Source organism: Massilia eburnea, assembly GCF_050709955.1.
Classification (GTDB): domain Bacteria; phylum Pseudomonadota; class Gammaproteobacteria; order Burkholderiales; family Burkholderiaceae_D; genus Rugamonas; species Rugamonas eburnea_A.
On sequence record NZ_JBNZFX010000028.1, the window covers coordinates 42912 to 59473 of the forward strand.

Sequence of the window (16562 nt, forward strand, 5' to 3'; positions counted from 1 at the left end):
CTAAATCGGCATTAAGTTAGAGTGCAAAGCATTTCCCTCAAAGCAAATATAATTGTAGTACTGGGCTTGTGAATTGGCCGCTGGGGCTTATATCAGATCCAAGCTTTTAAAATAAGGTACGCCATGACAACTACCAAACTAACTGAGCAAACTCAACTGCCTCTGTTGCCACTGCGCGATGTAGTCGTCTTCCCGCACATGGTGATCCCGTTGTTCGTTGGCCGACCAAAGTCCATCAAGGCGCTCGAAGCTGCCATGGAGCAGGGTAAGAGCATCATGCTGGCAGCGCAAAAAGCCGCTGCCAAGGACGAACCTTCGCCTTCGGATATTTATGAAATCGGCTGCGTCGCCAACATCCTGCAGATGTTGAAGCTGCCTGACGGCACCGTGAAGGTGCTGGTCGAAGGTGCACAGCGTGCGCGCATCAAGAAGATCACCGATAGCCCAACCCATTTTATTGCCGACCTGATGCCGCTCGAATCCGAGCAAGGCGATGAGTCGGAGATCGAGGCCATGCGCCGCGCGATCGTCCAGCAGTTCGACCAGTACGTCAAACTGAACAAGAAGATCCCGCCTGAGATCCTGGCTTCGTTGTCGGGGATCGACGATGCCGGCCGTCTGGCCGACACCGTGGCAGCCCACCTGCCGCTCAAGCTCGAGCAGAAGCAGGTGATCCTGGAAATCATTGAAGTCTCGAAGCGCCTGGAGCATCTGCTCGGCCAGCTGGAAGGCGAGCTCGATATCCTGCAGGTTGAAAAGCGCATCCGTGGTCGCGTCAAGCGCCAGATGGAGAAGTCGCAGCGCGAGTACTACCTGAACGAACAAGTCAAAGCCATCCAGAAGGAGCTGGGCGAGGGCGAAGAGGGCGCCGATATCGACGAACTCGAGAAGAAAGTCGTCGCCGCCAAGATGCCGAAGGAAGCGCTGGAGAAAGCCCAGGCCGAGCTGAAGAAGCTGAAGCTGATGTCGCCGATGTCGGCCGAAGCGACCGTGGTGCGCAACTATATCGATACCCTGGTGTCGCTGCCATGGAAGAAAAAGTCCAAGGTCAACAACGACCTGGCCAACGCCGAGAAAGTGCTCGATCACGACCACTACGGCCTGGAGAAGATCAAGGAACGCATCGTCGAGTACCTGGCAGTCCAGCAACGCGTGGACAAGCTGAAGGCGCCGATCCTGTGCTTCGTGGGTCCGCCAGGTGTTGGTAAGACCTCGCTGGGCCAGTCGATTGCCAAAGCCACCAACCGCAAGTACGTGCGCATGGCGTTGGGCGGCGTGCGCGACGAGGCCGAGATCCGCGGCCATCGCCGCACTTACATCGGCTCGATGCCGGGCAAGGTGCTGCAGTCGCTGTCGAAAGTCGGCGTGCGCAACCCGCTGTTCCTGCTGGACGAAATCGACAAGATGGGGCGCGGACTTCCGCGGCGATCCGTCGTCGGCCCTGCTGGAAGTGCTGGATCCCGAGCAGAACCACACCTTCTCGGACCACTACATCGAAGTCGACTTCGACCTGTCCGATGTGATGTTCGTGGCGACTTCGAACTCGTACAACATCCCGCCGGCACTGCTGGACCGTATGGAAGTGATCCGCTTGTCCGGTTACACGGAAGACGAGAAGACCAACATCTCCTTGCGCTACCTGTTGCCGAAGCAGGTCAAGAACAACGGCTTGAAGGACGAGGAGATCGCCATCAGCGAAGGTGCTGTGCGCGACATCATCCGCTACTACACGCGGGAAGCCGGCGTGCGTTCGCTGGAGCGCGAAATCTCCAAGATCTGCCGCAAGGTCGTGAAGATGCTGCTGCTGAAGAAGTCCGACAAGAAGGTCAGCGTTACGCCGAAAAACCTGGACAAGTTCCTGGGCGTGCGCCGCTACGACTTTGGCGTGGCCGAGAAGACCAACCAGGTTGGGACAGGTGGTCGGCCTGGCATGGACCGAAGTGGGCGGCGACCTGCTGACCATCGAATCGGTCAGCATGCCTGGCAAGGGCAACGTGATCCGCACCGGCACCCTGGGCGATGTGATGAAGGAATCGATCGAAGCTGCCCGCACCGTGGTGCGCAGCCGTGCCGCGCGCCTGGGCATCAAGAACGAAGCCTTTGAGAAGAAAGACATCCACATCCACGTGCCGGAAGGCGCGACGCCGAAGGATGGTCCATCGGCAGGTATTGCGATGACCACGGCGATGGTGTCGACCTTCACCGGCATCCCGGTCCGTGCGGACGTGGCGATGACTGGCGAGATCACGCTGCGTGGCGAGGTGCTGCCGATCGGCGGCCTGAAAGAGAAGCTGCTGGCTGCGCATCGCGGCGGCATCAAGACCGTGCTGATTCCTGAGCAGAACGTGAAAGACCTGGCCGAGATTCCGGACAATGTGAAGAACAAGCTGGAAATCGTGCCGGTGCGCTGGATCGATAAAGTGCTGGAAGTTGCGCTGGAACGGCAGCCGGAACCAATCACCGAGCCAGTGGCGCCGGTGGAAGTGCCGGCCGTGGCTGCGGCTGATGGAAGCAGTGAAGTAGTCAAGCACTAAACCGGTAAATCTGGGTCAGACCCAAGGGTCTGACCCGACCTGCGGCAGTCGCGTATGCGGGTCTGACCCTTGGGTCAGACCCTGGTTTACCGGTGTAAAGGGCGCCAGAAATGGCGCCCTTTTTGTTTCATCTCCCGATTTACCCTTGACACAGTGCAACCCCGACCTGTTTAATACGGCCTGAGATTTTTATACGCACCAAAACGCGGCATAAAAAACGGGTATAAACGATATAAACCTTTGTGACGGGGACTGTAATGAACAAGACCGAACTGATCGACCACATCGCGACTTCCGCTGACATCTCCAAGGCTGCAGCTGCACGCGCCCTGGATGCTGTGATCGATGGCGTAACCACCACCCTGGCCAAGAACGACAGCGTCCACCCTGGTCGGCTTTGGCACCTTCTCGGTGAGCGAGCGCGCAGCCCGTACCGGCCGCAATCCGCGCACCAAGGAAGAGATCAAAATCGAGGCAGCAAAAGTTCCTAAATTTAAAGCTGGTAAAGCTTTGAAAGACGCTGTACAATAATGGCCTTCGGTAAGCAGCAATGCTTACCGGCCAGTTTAAGCGGGCGCTTAGCTCAGTTGGTAGAGCGGATCCCTTACAAGGATTAGGTCGGGAGTTCGAGCCTCTCAGCGCCCACCAAGCTTAAACAGACGTTGTGTGAATGCTGGAGCGGTAGTTCAGTTGGTTAGAATACCGGCCTGTCACGCCGGGGGTCGCGGGTTCGAGCCCCGTCCGCTCCGCCAGCAAACGCACACACACGCAGTATCTGGAGGCGGTAGTTCAGTTGGTTAGAATACCGGCCTGTCAACGCCGGGGGGTCGCGGGTTCGAGCCCCGTCCGCTCCGGCCAGAATATAGAGAAAGCCCCATACGTCCAAAAGACTATGGGGCTTTTTCATTTGCCATGTGAGCAACAGCCCTGTAAAATCGCGCGAGCAAGTTTTCACGCCTCCTCTATACGGAAAAAAATAGCTGACATGTTTGATTTTGTACGCACGCATCAAAAGCTGATGCAGATTATCCTGGCGCTCCTGATTGTGCCTTCGTTTGTGCTGGTCGGCGTCGGCGGCGTCAAGCTGTTTGGCGAAGACGCGAACACCATCGCCAAAGTGGCCGGCCATCCCGCTGACCCAGCAAGAATGGGGAAAACGCGCAGCGCCGCCAGTTGGACCAGATGCGCCAGCAAATGGGCAAGAACTTTGACCAGAAGGCGTATCGACACTCCCGAGTTCAAGCAGAACATCCTGGACCAGCTGATCGCCCAGCGCGCCATGAACGCTGAGATCCGCACCGCCCACCTGACGGTGAGCGAGCAGAAGGTGCAGGACGCGATCACGAGCCAACTGCCACTGTTCAAGGCTGACGGCACCTTCGACAAGGAGCAGTACCTGCAGATCCTGGCAGCGCAAGGCATGAATGCCGGCATGCACCAGGAGCAGGTGCGCCACGACCTGGCCCCTGCAGCAGGTTGCCACCGGCGTGGAACTGAGCGGCTTCGTACCGCGCACCGTCTCCAAGGCGATTTCCGATTTCGGGCGCGCAAGAGCGTGAAGTGCAGGAACTGGCGCTGCCGGTTTCGCAATTCCTGCCTGCGAATGTGAAGGTCACCCGACGAAATGGTGAAAGCCCTTCTACGACAAGAACGCCAAGCTGTTCGAGATCCCTGAGTCGGCCAAGATCGAATACGTCGTGCTGAACGCCGACGCTATCGCTTCGCAAACCACGACCAGCGATGAAGAAGTGGCCGGCTACTACGAGTCAAACAAGAAGCGCTATACCGATGAAGAAGCCCGCCGTTTCTTCGCACATCCTGATCCTGAGCGAGAAGGATAAGGCCGCTGCGAAGGCGAAAGCTGAAGCGGTCCTGGCGGACGTGCGCAAGAATCCTGCCGATTTCGGCAAGATCGCAAAGGCCAAGTCGGAAGACCCTGGTTCCGCTGAAAAAAGGTGGCGACCTGGGCGTCCTCGAAAAAGGCCGTTTCGTCAAACCAGTGGAAGATGCCATCCTGAAGCTGAAGCAGGGCGAGATCAGCGACCTGGTCGAATCCGAGTACGGCTATCACATCATCACCGTGACCGAAGTCAAGCCGGCCCAGGTGAAGCCACTGGAAGAAGTGAAGGGCGAAATCGCTGCTGAAATCAAGAAGCAGAAGGCCGCCAAGCTGTACTCCGACCTGTCGGAGCAGTTCACCGATACCGTGTATTCGCAATACGAAAGCCTGAAACCAGCGGCCGACAAGCTGAAGCTGAAGATCGAAACCATGGACGGCATTTCGCGCCAGCCTAACCCGATCCTGGGCGCAGCGCCATTCAACAACGCCAAGTTCCTGACCGTGTTGTTCTCCGACGATGTACTGAAGAACAAGCGCAATACTGAAGCAGTTGAAGTCGCTCCGCAAACCCTGGTTTCCGGCCGTATCGTCGAATTCAAGCCAGCTGCAAGGAAGCCGCTGGCGGAAGTCGAAGCCGCCATCAAGCAGCAGGTGACTCTGGAAGAAGCTGTCAAAGCGGCCAAGAAAGCCGGCGAAGAGAAGCTGGCAGCCGCCAAGAAGTCGGGCGACGCTACCGGACTTCGGTGAAGCAAAAACCATCTCCCGTTCCAAGGCGGACGGCATCAATCCGGCGGCCGTGGCTGCGGTGATGAAGGCTGATGCAGCCAAGCTGCCAGCCTACGTTGGGCGTGGAAATTCCAGGCCAGGGCTACGGCGTGTATCGTATCGGCAAGGTCGGCCAGCCGGCAGAACAAGACGCCGCCCGCCGCGAACAGGAAGGCCAGCGCATCAACCAGATCGTTTCGCAGCAAGAGATGACTGGCTACATCGACGCGCTGAAACAGAAGGCCAAGGTCAAGATCCTGCACCCGGTTGCAAACGATCAAGGCGCAAGCCGAGTAAACAGCTGAACCTACTATGAAGGCCGGGGCCCGTGCAAACGGACCCCGGCCTTTTTCTTATGTGCGGACAATGCTTGCGGGGGACGGCGCCCCGCAGGGATGCTGGTGCTTGTTACGCCTGATGCAGCTTGCTTGCTGCGGCGACAAAGGACTCAGGCGAAATATCGGGGCAGCGCCAGTTCAGTAGCCTTATCGAACTGCACGAAATTGCGGTGGATCGACTTGAGGTATGCCGGGTCGTAGTGGTCCACCAGCAGTTCATCGACCAGCGCCGGCATTTCGCCGGCATTCGCCATCGACTGCCAGCGTTCGATGCGTTCGCGGCCATGCAGTTGCACACCAGGAACTCGAGCTGTGCATTCAGGGCAGGGGCGTTGCAGGCGAAATGCTGGTAATCCTCGATCAGCAGCTTGACGCGGTCTTCGCGCGCTACCTGCATCGAGATGCACGGCGAAGGCACGCATGCGCTCCATCAGTGCATCCCGGCACGCGCAGGCCCCCAACCTTGCGACTCTCGGCTTCGACAAACACCGGCAGGCTCGGATCGTAGCGGCGCAAACGGTCCCAGATAGAGGTCTCGAAGGCTTTTCTGCGAAGGCTGCGGCTGGCAGGGGATATTGCCCAGCACCGAGCCGCGATGCGCCGCCAACTGTTCCAGGTCCAGCACCTGGGCGCCGATCGCTTCCAGCGTATCGAGCAAACGGGTTTTGGCCGCTTCCTGTGGTGCCGCAGATGACGCGGAAATCCAGCTCCGGGGTTTGTTCGAGCTGGGTGTTGATGGCGCCTCGGAAGGCCTTGTAGCCGCCATCGAGCTGCACCACCGGCCAGCCGATCTTGGCCAATACGGTCGCCATGGAGCCGCTACGATTGCCGCCGCGCCAGCAGTAAATCAAGGGTTTCCACTCACGAGGTTTGTCCAGCCACAGCGTCTCGATGTGGTAGCCGATATTTTTCGATACCATGGCCGCGCCAACCTTCTTTGCTTCGAAGGCGCCGACCTGCTTGTACATGGTGCCGACCGTGATGCGCTGCTGGTCGTCCAGCACCGGGCAGTTGATCGCGTTCGGCAAGTGATCGAGCGCGTATTCGGACGGGCTGCGCGCGTCGATGATGGTGTCGAAGTCGTCGAGGCGGGCCAGGACGTCTTCAATAGGCAGGATTTCTGGATACTTCATTTTGTTTTCAGTATTGGCTGGAGATGGGGCCAGATATTGCCCAGGATGACGGGGTGTGCCGTCGCCAGCGGATGCATGCGGTCTGGCTGGAACAGTTCGGGCTTTTGCGCGACGCCGTCCAGCATGAAGGGCGCCAGCGGTGTTTTCAGATCCTTGCTCAGGATGCCGTACATGGCGAAAAGCTTGTCGGCATAATCGCGCCCATAGTTGGGCGGAATGCGTATGCCGACCAGCAGCACCTGGGCGCCGGCCTTGCGCGACTCGCCGACCATGGCGCGCAGGTTGGATTCGGCAGCGGCCACGGGCAGGCCGCGCAGGCCATCGTTGGCGCCGAGCTCGATGATCACGATATTCGGCTTGTGTTTGCTCAGCAGCGCAGGCAGGCGGGTGCGGCCGCCGCTGGTGGTCTCGCCGCTGACGCTGGCGTTGACCACGGTCACCGGCAGCTTCTGGTCCTTCATGCGCTGGTCGAGCAGGGCAACCCATCCGGCGCCGCGCGCGATACCATACTCGGCCGAGAGGCTGTCGCCCACCACCAGGACGGTTTTTGATGCAGAATAGGCGTTCGTGGCGGCGCTGAACATCAGGATCAGCACCGCGAAGCTGCGGACTATATTTTTGAACATGATCATGCGAGATATTCCTCAAACCTCCAGCCAAGTGGCCAAGGCGGCAATTTCCGTTTCGGGCCTGGGCAAGCGGGTGGCCGACGCCAGTGGCGAACTGACCATCCTGCATGGAGTGGATTTTACAGTGCAAAAGGCGGAAACGCTCGCCATTGTCGGGGCCTCCGGCTCCGGCAAATCAACCTTGCTTGGCCTGCTGGCGGGGTTGGATACGCCGACCGAGGGCAAGGTGGTGCTGGATGGCGTCGATATTTTCGCGCTGGATGAGGATGGCCGGGCTGCCTTGCGCAAGGAAAAGCTGGGTTTCGTATTCCAGTCCTTCCAGTTGCTGCCCCATCTGACGGCAGCTGAAAACGTGATGCTGCCGCTGGAACTGGCCGGCGACGGCGCGGCGCGCGAAAAGGCCGAGGCCATGCTGGGCCGCGTCGGGCTGTCCAGCCGCTTGAAGCATTATCCGAAATTCCTGTCCGGCGGCGAGCAGCAGCGCGTCGCACTGGCGCGTGCCTTCGTCACGCAGCCGCCATTGCTGTTGGCGGACGAGCCGACCGGCAGCCTCGATGCGGCCACCGGCGAATCGGTCATCCAGTTGATGTTCGAGTTGAACCGCGAGCATGGATCGACCCTGGTACTGGTCACGCACGACACGCATATTGCAGCCCGCTGCGGGCGCGTTATCACGATCGCAGCGGGACGGATCGCCTGACCGTTCAAGTGCCGTGGTAAGCGGCCAACCGGTTGACGGCCGTTGCGGATGGCGGGAATCAATTCGCTGGCCGTGAGGCCGATCGGGCCCGCACCGTCGGTGACCAGATCGTCGGCGGCCATGCCATGCAGCCAGACCGCAGCCAGCGCCGCTTCCCATTCCGGCCAGCCCTGCGCCAGCAGGCTGCCGCACAAGCCGGACAGCACATCACCAGTGCCAGCGGTAGCGAGGGCAGGATTGCCGGTCGTGTTGATCACGATTTCGCCGTCGCGCGCGGCAATCACCGTTCCCGATCCCTTTAGTACGACGCTGGCCGCCAACTGTGCGGCCAGTGCGCGCGCGGCAGAGGGCCGGTCCGCCTGGACTTCGGATACCGTGATCCCCAGCAGGCGCGCGGCTTCCAGCGGGTGTGGCGTCAGGATGCAGGGCGCCTTGCGCTGCGCCAGTTGGGTGCGCAGGGCTTCCGAGCCGGCCAGCAGGTTCAGGGCGTCGGCGTCCAGCACCACGGGGCTTTGGCTATGCAGGGCACTGGCCAGCATTTCTGCGCTGGCGGCGGAGCCCCCCATGCCGGGGCCAATCACCAGCACCGCGCTGTTGAAGTCATACTCCTGCGCGCTGCGGCACATCAGCTCAGGCTGGGCCGCATCGAATGCCGGCGGCTCGCCAACGAAACAGGCATAAACCCGGCCGGTGCCGCTATTGAGCGCCGTGCGTGCGGCTAAAATCGGCGCACCGGCCATGCCGCGTGCGCCGCCCACCACCGCCACGCTGCCATTGCTGCCTTTGTGCGAGCTATGGCGGCGGCGCCGCACGCAGTGGGCGAACAGTGCGGCGTCGTTCAGCTGGGCTCGCGCCGCCGGGAATAGCTCGCGGTCGATTGCGAGATTGTTGACGAGGACAAGGCCCGCGTGGTCCCGTCCCTCCGCTGTGTGCAAGCCAGGCTTGTCGCCGATGAAGGTCAGCGTGTGCGTCGCGCGCACCGCCACGCCTTGCGCGCTCGCGCCGACGATGGCTCCGGTGTCGGCATCGAGGCCACTCGGCAGGTCCAGCGCGATGACCGGGCAGGCCAGCGAGTTGACTGCATTGACCAGTTCTGCAAAGTCGCCCGTGATGGGCCGTGCCAGGCCAATCCCGAACAAGCCATCGACGACGAGGGTCCAATCGGTGCCTGCCACTACGGCACGCGCGTCAGCGGCGCCGTTGATCGCAGCAAAGCTGGCAGGGGAGCTGCGTGCCCGCTGGAGCGACTCGATGCGTTCCGTTGCAGGAGTGCCGGCGGGTGCGAAATGCAGGATAGTGACTTGCGCTCCCGCATGGCCGAGGTGTGCCGCGGTTTCGAGCGCGTCGCCGCCATTATTACCCGGTCCTGCCAGCACCAGCACTTTGGCGCGGTGAATGGTGAAGGGCAGGCGGTCAAGCGCCTCGTTGGCGCCGGCCTGGCCGGCGCGCTGCATCAGCGCACCATCGGGCAAGCGCTGCGCCGCAGCGTGCTCGATCGCGCGAATTTCTGCAATCGTAAAGAGGGGCGTCATGCGAGGCATTCTAGCACTACAATTACTGCTTCACGATTAGAGCGAGGCAGCGCAATGGACTGGCAATTCTGGATCGACCGTGGCGGCACTTTCACCGATATCGTGGCCCGCCGGCCTGATGGAAGCCTGGCTACCCATAAGCTGCTGTCGGAAAGTCCCGAACATTACCGCGATGCCGCGATAGCCGGCATCCGCCACTTGCTGGGCGTCGCGGCCGGAGGCGCCATCCCTGTCGAGCAAGTCGAAGCGGTCAAGATGGGCACCACAGTGGCCACCAATGCGCTGCTGGAGCGCAAAGGCGAGCCAACCGTGCTGGCGATTACACGGGGATTCCGGGATGCGCTGCGGATCGCTTACCAGAACCGTCCGCGCCTGTTCGACCGCCATATCGTGCTTCCTGAACTGCTCTACCGGCAGGTGGTGGAAATCGAAGAGCGCATGGGCGCGCATGGCGAAGTGGTACAGCCACTGGACGCGTCCGCCGCGCGTTCCGCCCTGCAGGCGCAATACGACAAAGGACTGCGTTCGATCGCCATCGTCCTGATGCACGGCTATCGCTATACCGCGCACGAAGCGGCGCTGGCGCAAATTGCCCGCGAGATCGGCTTTACGCAGGTCTCGGTTTCCCACCAGGTCAGCCCGATGATGAAGCTGGTGGCGCGCGGCGATACAGACTGTTTGTCGACGCATACCTGTCACCCAATCCTGCGCCGCTACGTGGACCAGGTGGCGTCCGAGCTCCCTGGCGTTAACCTGCAGTTTCATGCAGTCCAACGGCGGCCTGACCGATGCGCGCAAATTCCACGGCAAGGATTCGATCCTGAGCGGCCCGGCCGGCGGCATCGTGGGCATGGTGCGGGCCAGTCGCGCGGCCGGCTTTGAAAAAATCATCGGCTTCGACATGGGCGGTACGTCGACCGACGTTTCGCACTTCTCGGGCGAATTCGAACGCGTGTTCGAGACCCAGGTTGCCGGTGTGCGCATGCGTGCGCCGATGATGAGCATTCACACCGTCGCAGCTGGTGGTGGCTCCATCCTGCATTTCGACGGCAGCCGCTTCCGCGTTGGGCCCGATAGCGCCGGTGCCGATCCCGGCCCGGCCAGCTACCGCCGTGGCGGGCCGTTGGCGGTCACCGACTGCAACGTCATGCTGGGAAAAATCCAGCCCGGATTTTTCCCGAAACTGTTCGGCAGCGACGGTGCGCAGGCACTCGACGCGGCAACCGTGCGCGAAAAGTTCAGTGCCATGGCAGTCGAAAATCCAGCCGGCGACAGGCGCGCCTTCCTCGCCGGAACAGGTGGCGGAGGGCTTTATTGAAATCGCAGTTGGCAATATGGCCAACGCGATCAAGCAGATTTCCGTGCAACGCGGCCATGACGTGACCGAGTATGCGCTGACCAGTTTCGGCGGCGCGGGCGGCCAGCACGCCTGCCTGGTGGCCGATGCGCTGGGCATGAAGACGGTCTTTATTCACTCGCTGGCCGGCGTGCTGTCGGCCTATATGGCATGGGCCTGGCGGACCAGACTGCGATAGCGAGAAAGCGCCGTCGAGTTGAAGCTGGCGCCCGAAGCGCTGCCGGCGCTGGAAGCCCGCTTGCAGGCGCTGGGCGCAGAAGCGGTGGCCGACCTGCACGCGCAGGCCGTCGCCGATGAGCGTATCAGCGTGGTGCGCCGTGTCCACCTGCGCTATGAGGGCACGGATTCAGCCTTGATCGTGCTGTTCGATACCATCGATGGCATGAAGTCGCAGTTCGAGGCCGGCTACCGTAAGCGTTTTTTCCTTCCTGATGGCCTGGCAAGGCGATGATCGTGGAAGCGGTCTCGGTGGAGGCAATCGGCAAATCGGATGCGCCGCCGGAGGCCTTGCCGCAGCAGGCGCCGCGCCACGCACCGCTGGCGCCATCGCAAACCGTGCGCATGTACAGCGGCCGGCCAATGGCACGACACGGGGCTGTTCAAGCGCGATGCGACCCGTATTGGCGACATCATCAGGGGTCCCGCCATTATTGCCGAGAGCCAACGCCACGACCATCGTGGAACCCGGCTGGCAAGCCGAAGTGACTCCGCAGGATCACCTGGTACTGACCCGCGTGGAAGCGTTGCCGGTGCGCCGTGCCATCGGCACCACGGCGGATCCCGTCATGCTCGAGATTTTCAATAACCTGTTCATGTCGATCGCCGAGCAAATGGGGCTGCGGCTGCAGAATACCGCTTACTCGGTCAACATCAAGGAACGGCTGGACTTCAGCTGCGCCATCTTCGACGCCGAAGGCAACCTGATTGCCAATGCGCCGCATATGCCGGTGCATCCTTGGCTCGATGGGCGAAAGCATCAAGACGGTGATGCGCGAGAATGCCGGCCGGATGCATCCCGGCGACGTCTACATGCTGAACGACCCATACAACGGCGGCACCCACCTGCCGGACGTGACGGTCATCACGCCGGTCTTCGACCAGGCTGGTGGCGAGATCCTGTTCTACGTCGGTTCGCGCGGCCACCATGCCGATATCGGCGGCAGCACGCCGGGCTCGATGCCGCCGGACTCGCGCAGCATCGAGGAAGAGGGCGTCCTGATCAAACAATTTCAAGCTGGTTGACGGTGCCTCCGGCGGCCAGTTGCGCGATGCCGAGGCGCGCGCCTTGCTGGCCGGCGCGCGCTACCCGGCGCGCAATCCCGACCAGAACATGGCCGATTTCCGGGCCCAGGTCGCTGCCAACCAGAAGGGCGTGGAAGAGTTGCGCAAAATGGTCGCGCACTTTGGCCTCGATGTAGTGCGCGCCTACATGGGGCACGTGCAGGATAACGCCGAGGAAGCTGTGCGCCGCGTGATCAGCGCCCTGCGCAATGGCAGTTATGAACTGAAGCTTGATAACGGAGCCATGATCAAGGTCGCAGTGCGCGTCCATGCCGCCGAACGCAGCGCCGAGATCGATTTCAGCGGCACGTCCGGCCAGTTGGACAATAATTTCAACGCGCCTTCCGCCGTTTGCATGGCGGCAGTGCTGTATGTGTTCCGCACCCTGGTCAACGATGATATCCCGCTTAACGCCGGCTGCCTGAAGCCGCTGCACGTGATCATTCCAGCAGGATCGATGCTGAACCCCCATTACCCTGCGTCGGTGGTATCGGGCAACGTCGAAACCTCGACCTGCATTACCAATGCACTGTATGGCGCGCTCGGAGTGCAGGGCGCTTCGCAAGGGACGATGAACAACTTCACCTTCGGCAATGCGAAGTACCAGTATTACGAGACCATCAGCGGCGGCTCCGGCGCCGGAGAGGGATTCAATGGTACCGATGTGGTACAGACCAATATGACCAACTCGCGCCTGACGGACCCGGAAATCCTGGAATTCCGCTTCCCGGTGCGGCTGGAGAGTTATGAGATCCGCCCTGGGTCGGGCGGCGGCGGCCACTGGCATGGCGGCAATGGCGGCGTGCGCAAGGTGCGCTTCCTGGAGCCGATGACGGCCGCCATCCTGTCGAATAACCGCATCCATGCGCCGTTCGGCATGGCCGGTGGCGAGCCGGGCGCGCTGGGCCGCAATACAGTGCTGCGCGCCGGCGGCGGCACCGAACAACTGGGCCACATCGGCAAGATCGAGATGCAGCCCGGCGATATCTTCGTAGTCGAGACGCCGGGCGGCGGCGGTTTCGGGCCGGTTTAAGCGGTGGTAGAAATACCGTACTTGCGCTGGGTACCCGAATACTGCGTCAGCAGGGCTTCCAGCGCAGCGCTGCCGGCGTCGAGCCGGCGGATGCGGTCGATCAGGGTGCCGGCCTGGTCGCCCAGCGGTGCCTCCCAACCCAGTTCGTCCAGCTGGCGCAGGATGGCCTGGACCGCGGCATACAGCACCTTCAGGTTGCCCGGCGTGCGGCGCAGCGCCTGGTGCAGCGTCGCCACAGCCGCCCGGTGATCGCCCTGGCGGGCCATGGACTCGGCCCTCGCTCACCAGCTCCTGCATGACGTTGTCGATTTTCTCGCCGACGCCCTGCGCCAGGTCATGACGGCCGGCTTTTTCGAAGACGCTCACCGCTTCTTCCATGGTGATCGGCTTCTCGTTGTCGTTCATCATATGCATGACGACATCCGCTGCGTCCTTGTCCAGCCGATGCTTGAGGCATGAGTCGACCAGCCCGATGCGCAGGCGGTTCGACAAGCCGCGCGCCATGCCGACCGCCGTCACCGCATTCGACAATTCAGATGCGGCCTCGGTTGCGTGCCCGGTCATGTCGAGCAGCAGGGCGGAGGAGATATGCTTGCACACTTCCGTATTGGCGCTGGCGCGCAGCGTGCGCTCCATGTCGCGGATGACGCCGGAGGCCTGGTTGGCGTCTCCCTTGCGCACCAGGGCGCGCACCAGGTTCACATGGTCCTCAGGATCGCGGAACTCGGAATAGCGGGCCTTGGTCACGACCTGGCGGAAAGCCTTCTCCGCCGCGGTGATATCGCCCGTGCCATAGGCCACCTCGCCAAGGTGGCGCAGGCGGCGCACCATGTTCGGCGACATGGAAACCGCGTCTTCCAGGATCTTCTTGGCTTGCTGCGACTGCCCCATGGCCTCGTATGAGCGGGCCAGCAAGTCATAGGCTGCCATCAAATTTGCATTGGCCTCAAGCAGGCGCTCCAGCGTGCCTATCGCATCGGCATAGCGTTCCAGGCCGAACTGGCATCGCGCCAGGCCGAGTTGTGCCCAGCCCGTGGGACGGCCGATCAGGATCCCCTGGTAAGCCAGTTCCGCTTGGGCGAGCTCGCCGGCCTCGTAATGGAGTTCGGCGCGCAGGCGCGCAAATTCGGTGGCGTAGCGAGGATTGGCGGCTTCGGCTTCCTGGCAGGCATCGATGGCTTCGCGCTGCTTGCTTTGGGCGATCAGCTGGTAGACCGGCATGAATACTGCGCGACGCTCGACGGCGCGGCCGATGCGCTGCATCAGGCCATCGACAGTAAACGGCTTCAACACATAATCGGTCGGCGTCAGTTCGGCGGCACCGATCACTTTGGTCTGTACCGCCTCCGAAGTGAGCATGATGAAAATGGCCGAGCGGTCGATCAGCTTGTGGTGGCGCAGGTCTTCCAGCAACTGTTGGCCATCCTGCCCGTTGTCTTCATTGCCGCTGCCAAGATCGTATTCGCACAGGATAACGTCAAAGCGTTTATTGGTCAGTTGGCGGATCGCCGTGCCCGAGCTGACGGCATACTCGATCCGCGTGATCGAGGACTGGTTCAGCATATTGTGCAGGTTGCCCCGCATCGCTGGGTTGGGGTCGATGATCAACACCGACAGGTCGCTATACGATTGCATTAACTTCGTCTCTTATTGTTTGCCCCGCAGGGTGACATATTGTGATGATAGCGCAGCCAGCATCGGATGATGGGGATCCGCCTTGCGCATTCGTATTAACAGTGCAGCACATTGCTCGCCCAGCGCCGATTCCCAGCCGCTGTCGCCCATCAGGCGCAGCATGGCGGCGGCCAGTGCCGAGATCAGCCCGGCATTCCCGGGGCGCCGCCGCACGGCAACCTGGAGCACCTCGATGGCGCCGCGCTGGTCGCCCTGGCCGCTGCGCGCGGCCGCCTGCCTTACCAGGCCGTCGAGGTAGCGCTCCACGCTGTCGCCCTGGTTCTGTGCCAGTTCTGGGCGGCCCGCACGCTCGTAGACCGCTGCCGCGTCGGCTTCACTGATGCCGCTGACCGGATCGCCGGCCAGCGCATCGAGCAATTGCATGCCTTGTTCATCCATTCCTTGCTGCAGGCAGTGTTCGGCCAGGCCCAGTCTCAGCGCACTGGAGAGGCCATCGGCTTCGCTGGCGGCGCGCACCGCGTTTGCCAATTCCGCATGCAGGGCCGCGCCATTGCCGTTCAAATCCTGTACCAGGGCGGCGGAAAAGGCCTTGCAAGCGTCGGTCGCCGGACCGCTGCGCGCCGAACGCTCCAGCTCGCGCAGGGCATTCGCCGCGCCGTGGGCATCGCCTTTCTGGACCAGGGCGCGCACCAGGTTCACATGGTCTTCCGGGTCGCGGAACTCCGAATACCTGGACTTGGCGACCACCTGCCTGTAGGTCTTTTCGGCGGCTTCCAGATCGCCCGCTTGCATCGCCACCTGGCCCAGGTGGCGCAGGCGCCGCACCATGTGGGGCGAAATCGAGACCGCCGCCTCCAGCGCGGCCCGTGCCTCCGCCGGCTGGCCAAGCGCTTGCTGGGTGCGCGCCATGAGGTCGTAGGCCGCCATGTACTTGGGATTGTCGTCGATCAGGCGCTGCAGGGTGTCCAGAGTTTCGGCCAACTGGCCTTGCTGGAACTGGCAGCGCGCCAGGCCGAGCTGGGCCCAGCCCAAGGGGCGCGTTTCAAGGATTTCCCGGTACAGTGCTTCCGCCTGCGGCACTTCACCCAGGGCGGTATGGGTCTCGGCGCGCAAACGCGCGCATTCGGTGGCATAGCGCGGGTTGGCCGCTGCCGCGACTTCGCTGGACAGGATCGCTTCGCGTAGCCTGTTGCGCTCGATCATCTGGTGAATTGGGAGCAGGGCGCCGCGCCGGTCGACTGCCCGCGCAATGCGCTGGGCCAGCACGTCGACCGTGAAAGGCTTGAGGATGTAATCGGTCGGCGTCAGCTCCGCCGCGCTCACAACCTTGCTGTAGACGCCTTCGGTGGTCAGCATGATGAAGATGGTGGAAGGGGAGATCAGCTTGTGGTGGCGCAGGTCCTCCAGCAACTGCTGGCCGTCCTGTCCGTGTTCGTTGCCCAGGTCGTACTCGCAAAAGACCAGGTCGAACGCCTTCTTTTCGAGGAGGCGGATGGCAGTTCCTGCGCTCACGCCGTGCTCGATGCGGGTGATCCCCAGTTGGCCGAGCATATTGTGCAGCCCGCTGCGCATATGCTGGCTGGGGTCGATAAGCAGGACTGACAGGTCGCTATATTCTTGCATTTTGAAGGCAAAAGGCTGTCATAAAGCCAGAATACCCCAAGGACGAGCAAAAAAACAGGCGTAAACGCAGCAAATGTTGCTTTCGGGCCAATGAAGGAAGGGTGGGAAGTGATGCCTGAAACAAGTATAATGTCGGCAAATCGAAATACAGCAAGACCAGTC

General features: G+C 61.9%; 11 protein-coding genes, 3 tRNA genes and 6 pseudogenes. 14 read left to right on the top strand and 6 right to left on the bottom strand.

Features of this window, described 5'->3' with window-relative positions:
- Positions 1–123 precede the first annotated feature (123 nt).
- The 10 genes and pseudogenes from lon (at position 124) to ACQ4MM_RS14730 (ending at position 5444) form a co-directional block, all read left to right on the top strand.
- Positions 124–2534, top strand: a pseudogene (gene lon, locus ACQ4MM_RS14685) (endopeptidase La).
- A 257-nt stretch (positions 2535–2791) separates the two neighbouring features.
- Positions 2792–3065, top strand: a pseudogene (locus ACQ4MM_RS14690) (HU family DNA-binding protein).
- Positions 3066–3106: 41 nt separating this feature from the next.
- Positions 3107–3182, top strand: a tRNA-Val gene (locus ACQ4MM_RS14695).
- A gap of 27 nt (positions 3183–3209) precedes the next feature.
- Positions 3210–3286 (top strand) — tRNA-Asp (locus tag ACQ4MM_RS14700).
- A gap of 25 nt (positions 3287–3311) precedes the next feature.
- Positions 3312–3388, top strand: a tRNA-OTHER gene (locus tag ACQ4MM_RS14705).
- Positions 3389–3552: 164 nt separating this feature from the next.
- The gene (locus ACQ4MM_RS14710; protein WP_431478053.1) at positions 3553–4143 is read left to right on the top strand and encodes a SurA N-terminal domain-containing protein; all 591 of its coding nucleotides are present in this window, start codon (positions 3553–3555) and stop codon (positions 4141–4143) included.
- A gap of 88 nt (positions 4144–4231) precedes the next feature.
- Positions 4232–4375, top strand: a complete 144-nt coding sequence (locus tag ACQ4MM_RS14715) for a hypothetical protein (RefSeq protein ID WP_431478075.1) — start codon at positions 4232–4234, stop codon at positions 4373–4375.
- Positions 4359–4421: pseudogene (locus ACQ4MM_RS14720) on the top strand (hypothetical protein); the annotation flags it as partial. The gene ACQ4MM_RS14715 and the pseudogene ACQ4MM_RS14720, both read left to right, overlap by 17 nt.
- 112 nt (positions 4422–4533) lie before the next feature.
- On the top strand, positions 4534–5121 hold the full coding sequence (locus tag ACQ4MM_RS14725) for a peptidyl-prolyl cis-trans isomerase (RefSeq protein WP_431478054.1): 588 nt from the start codon (positions 4534–4536) through the stop codon (positions 5119–5121).
- 71 nt (positions 5122–5192) lie between these two features.
- Positions 5193–5444: a hypothetical protein gene (locus ACQ4MM_RS14730; RefSeq protein ID WP_431478055.1), complete on the top strand. Its 252-nt coding sequence runs from the start codon at positions 5193–5195 to the stop codon at positions 5442–5444.
- 143 nt (positions 5445–5587) lie between these two features.
- On the opposite strand, the gene ACQ4MM_RS14735 is transcribed toward ACQ4MM_RS14730, so the two are convergent.
- Entirely contained in the window at positions 5588–6610 is a 1023-nt protein-coding gene (locus ACQ4MM_RS14735) for a rhodanese-like domain-containing protein (RefSeq protein ID WP_431478056.1), read from the bottom strand.
- Positions 6607–7242, bottom strand: coding sequence for an arylesterase (locus ACQ4MM_RS14740; RefSeq protein ID WP_431478057.1), 636 nt, complete (start codon positions 7240–7242; stop codon positions 6607–6609). The genes ACQ4MM_RS14735 and ACQ4MM_RS14740 overlap by 4 nt, the downstream gene beginning before the upstream one ends.
- Between ACQ4MM_RS14740 and ACQ4MM_RS14745 the strand changes: the two genes are divergently transcribed.
- Positions 7241–7939, top strand: coding sequence for an ABC transporter ATP-binding protein (locus tag ACQ4MM_RS14745; RefSeq protein WP_431478058.1), 699 nt, complete (start codon positions 7241–7243; stop codon positions 7937–7939). The two genes, ACQ4MM_RS14740 and ACQ4MM_RS14745, sit on opposite strands and share 2 nt — an antisense overlap.
- A gap of 101 nt (positions 7940–8040) precedes the next feature.
- Here ACQ4MM_RS14745 and ACQ4MM_RS14750 read toward each other — a convergent pair.
- Positions 8041–9480: pseudogene (locus tag ACQ4MM_RS14750) on the bottom strand (NAD(P)H-hydrate dehydratase); the annotation flags it as partial.
- 45 nt (positions 9481–9525) lie between these two features.
- Here ACQ4MM_RS14750 and ACQ4MM_RS14755 point away from each other — a divergent pair.
- Positions 9526–13142 (top strand): annotated as a pseudogene (locus ACQ4MM_RS14755) (hydantoinase B/oxoprolinase family protein).
- On the opposite strand, the gene ACQ4MM_RS14760 reads toward ACQ4MM_RS14755, so the two are convergent.
- On the bottom strand, positions 13139–13408 hold the full coding sequence (locus ACQ4MM_RS14760) for a hypothetical protein (RefSeq protein WP_431478059.1): 270 nt from the start codon (positions 13406–13408) through the stop codon (positions 13139–13141). The pseudogene ACQ4MM_RS14755 and the gene ACQ4MM_RS14760 sit on opposite strands and share 4 nt — an antisense overlap.
- Here ACQ4MM_RS14760 and ACQ4MM_RS14765 point away from each other — a divergent pair.
- Both ACQ4MM_RS14765 and ACQ4MM_RS14770 read left to right on the top strand, forming a co-directional pair.
- On the top strand, positions 13407–13601 hold the full coding sequence (locus tag ACQ4MM_RS14765; protein ID WP_431478060.1) for a hypothetical protein: 195 nt from the start codon (positions 13407–13409) through the stop codon (positions 13599–13601). The two genes, ACQ4MM_RS14760 and ACQ4MM_RS14765, sit on opposite strands and share 2 nt — an antisense overlap.
- Positions 13602–13730: 129 nt before the next feature.
- Positions 13731–14045 carry a hypothetical protein gene (locus tag ACQ4MM_RS14770; RefSeq protein WP_431478061.1) on the top strand — a complete coding sequence of 105 codons (315 nt, stop codon included), beginning with the start codon at positions 13731–13733 and terminating at the stop codon, positions 14043–14045.
- On the opposite strand, the pseudogene ACQ4MM_RS14775 reads toward ACQ4MM_RS14770, so the two are convergent.
- Positions 14016–14777 (bottom strand): annotated as a pseudogene (locus ACQ4MM_RS14775) (response regulator); the annotation flags it as partial. The gene ACQ4MM_RS14770 and the pseudogene ACQ4MM_RS14775 overlap by 30 nt on opposite strands.
- A gap of 12 nt (positions 14778–14789) precedes the next feature.
- Positions 14790–16400 (bottom strand): tetratricopeptide repeat protein, encoded by a 1611-nt coding sequence (locus ACQ4MM_RS14780; protein ID WP_431478062.1) that lies wholly within the window; start codon positions 16398–16400, stop codon positions 14790–14792.
- Between the last annotated feature and the right edge of the window lie 162 nt (positions 16401–16562).

Excerpts from the sequence above, each read along its gene's own strand:
- ACQ4MM_RS14740 (WP_431478057.1), bottom strand. The coding sequence starts at position 7,242 with ATGATCATGTTCAAAAATATAGTCCGCAGCTTCGCGGTGCTGATCCTG.
- ACQ4MM_RS14710 (WP_431478053.1), top strand. The coding sequence starts at position 3,553 with ATGCAGATTATCCTGGCGCTCCTGATTGTGCCTTCGTTTGTGCTGGTC.
- ACQ4MM_RS14760 (WP_431478059.1), bottom strand. The coding sequence starts at position 13,408 with ATGGCCCGCCAGGGCGATCACCGGGCGGCTGTGGCGACGCTGCACCAG.
- ACQ4MM_RS14745 (WP_431478058.1), top strand. The coding sequence starts at position 7,241 with ATGCGAGATATTCCTCAAACCTCCAGCCAAGTGGCCAAGGCGGCAATT.
- ACQ4MM_RS14735 (WP_431478056.1), bottom strand. The coding sequence starts at position 6,610 with ATGAAGTATCCAGAAATCCTGCCTATTGAAGACGTCCTGGCCCGCCTC.
- ACQ4MM_RS14770 (WP_431478061.1), top strand. The coding sequence starts at position 13,731 with ATGCTTGCACACTTCCGTATTGGCGCTGGCGCGCAGCGTGCGCTCCAT.
- ACQ4MM_RS14780 (WP_431478062.1), bottom strand. The coding sequence starts at position 16,400 with ATGCAAGAATATAGCGACCTGTCAGTCCTGCTTATCGACCCCAGCCAG.
- ACQ4MM_RS14765 (WP_431478060.1), top strand. The coding sequence starts at position 13,407 with ATGGACTCGGCCCTCGCTCACCAGCTCCTGCATGACGTTGTCGATTTT.
- ACQ4MM_RS14730 (WP_431478055.1), top strand. The coding sequence starts at position 5,193 with ATGCAGCCAAGCTGCCAGCCTACGTTGGGCGTGGAAATTCCAGGCCAG.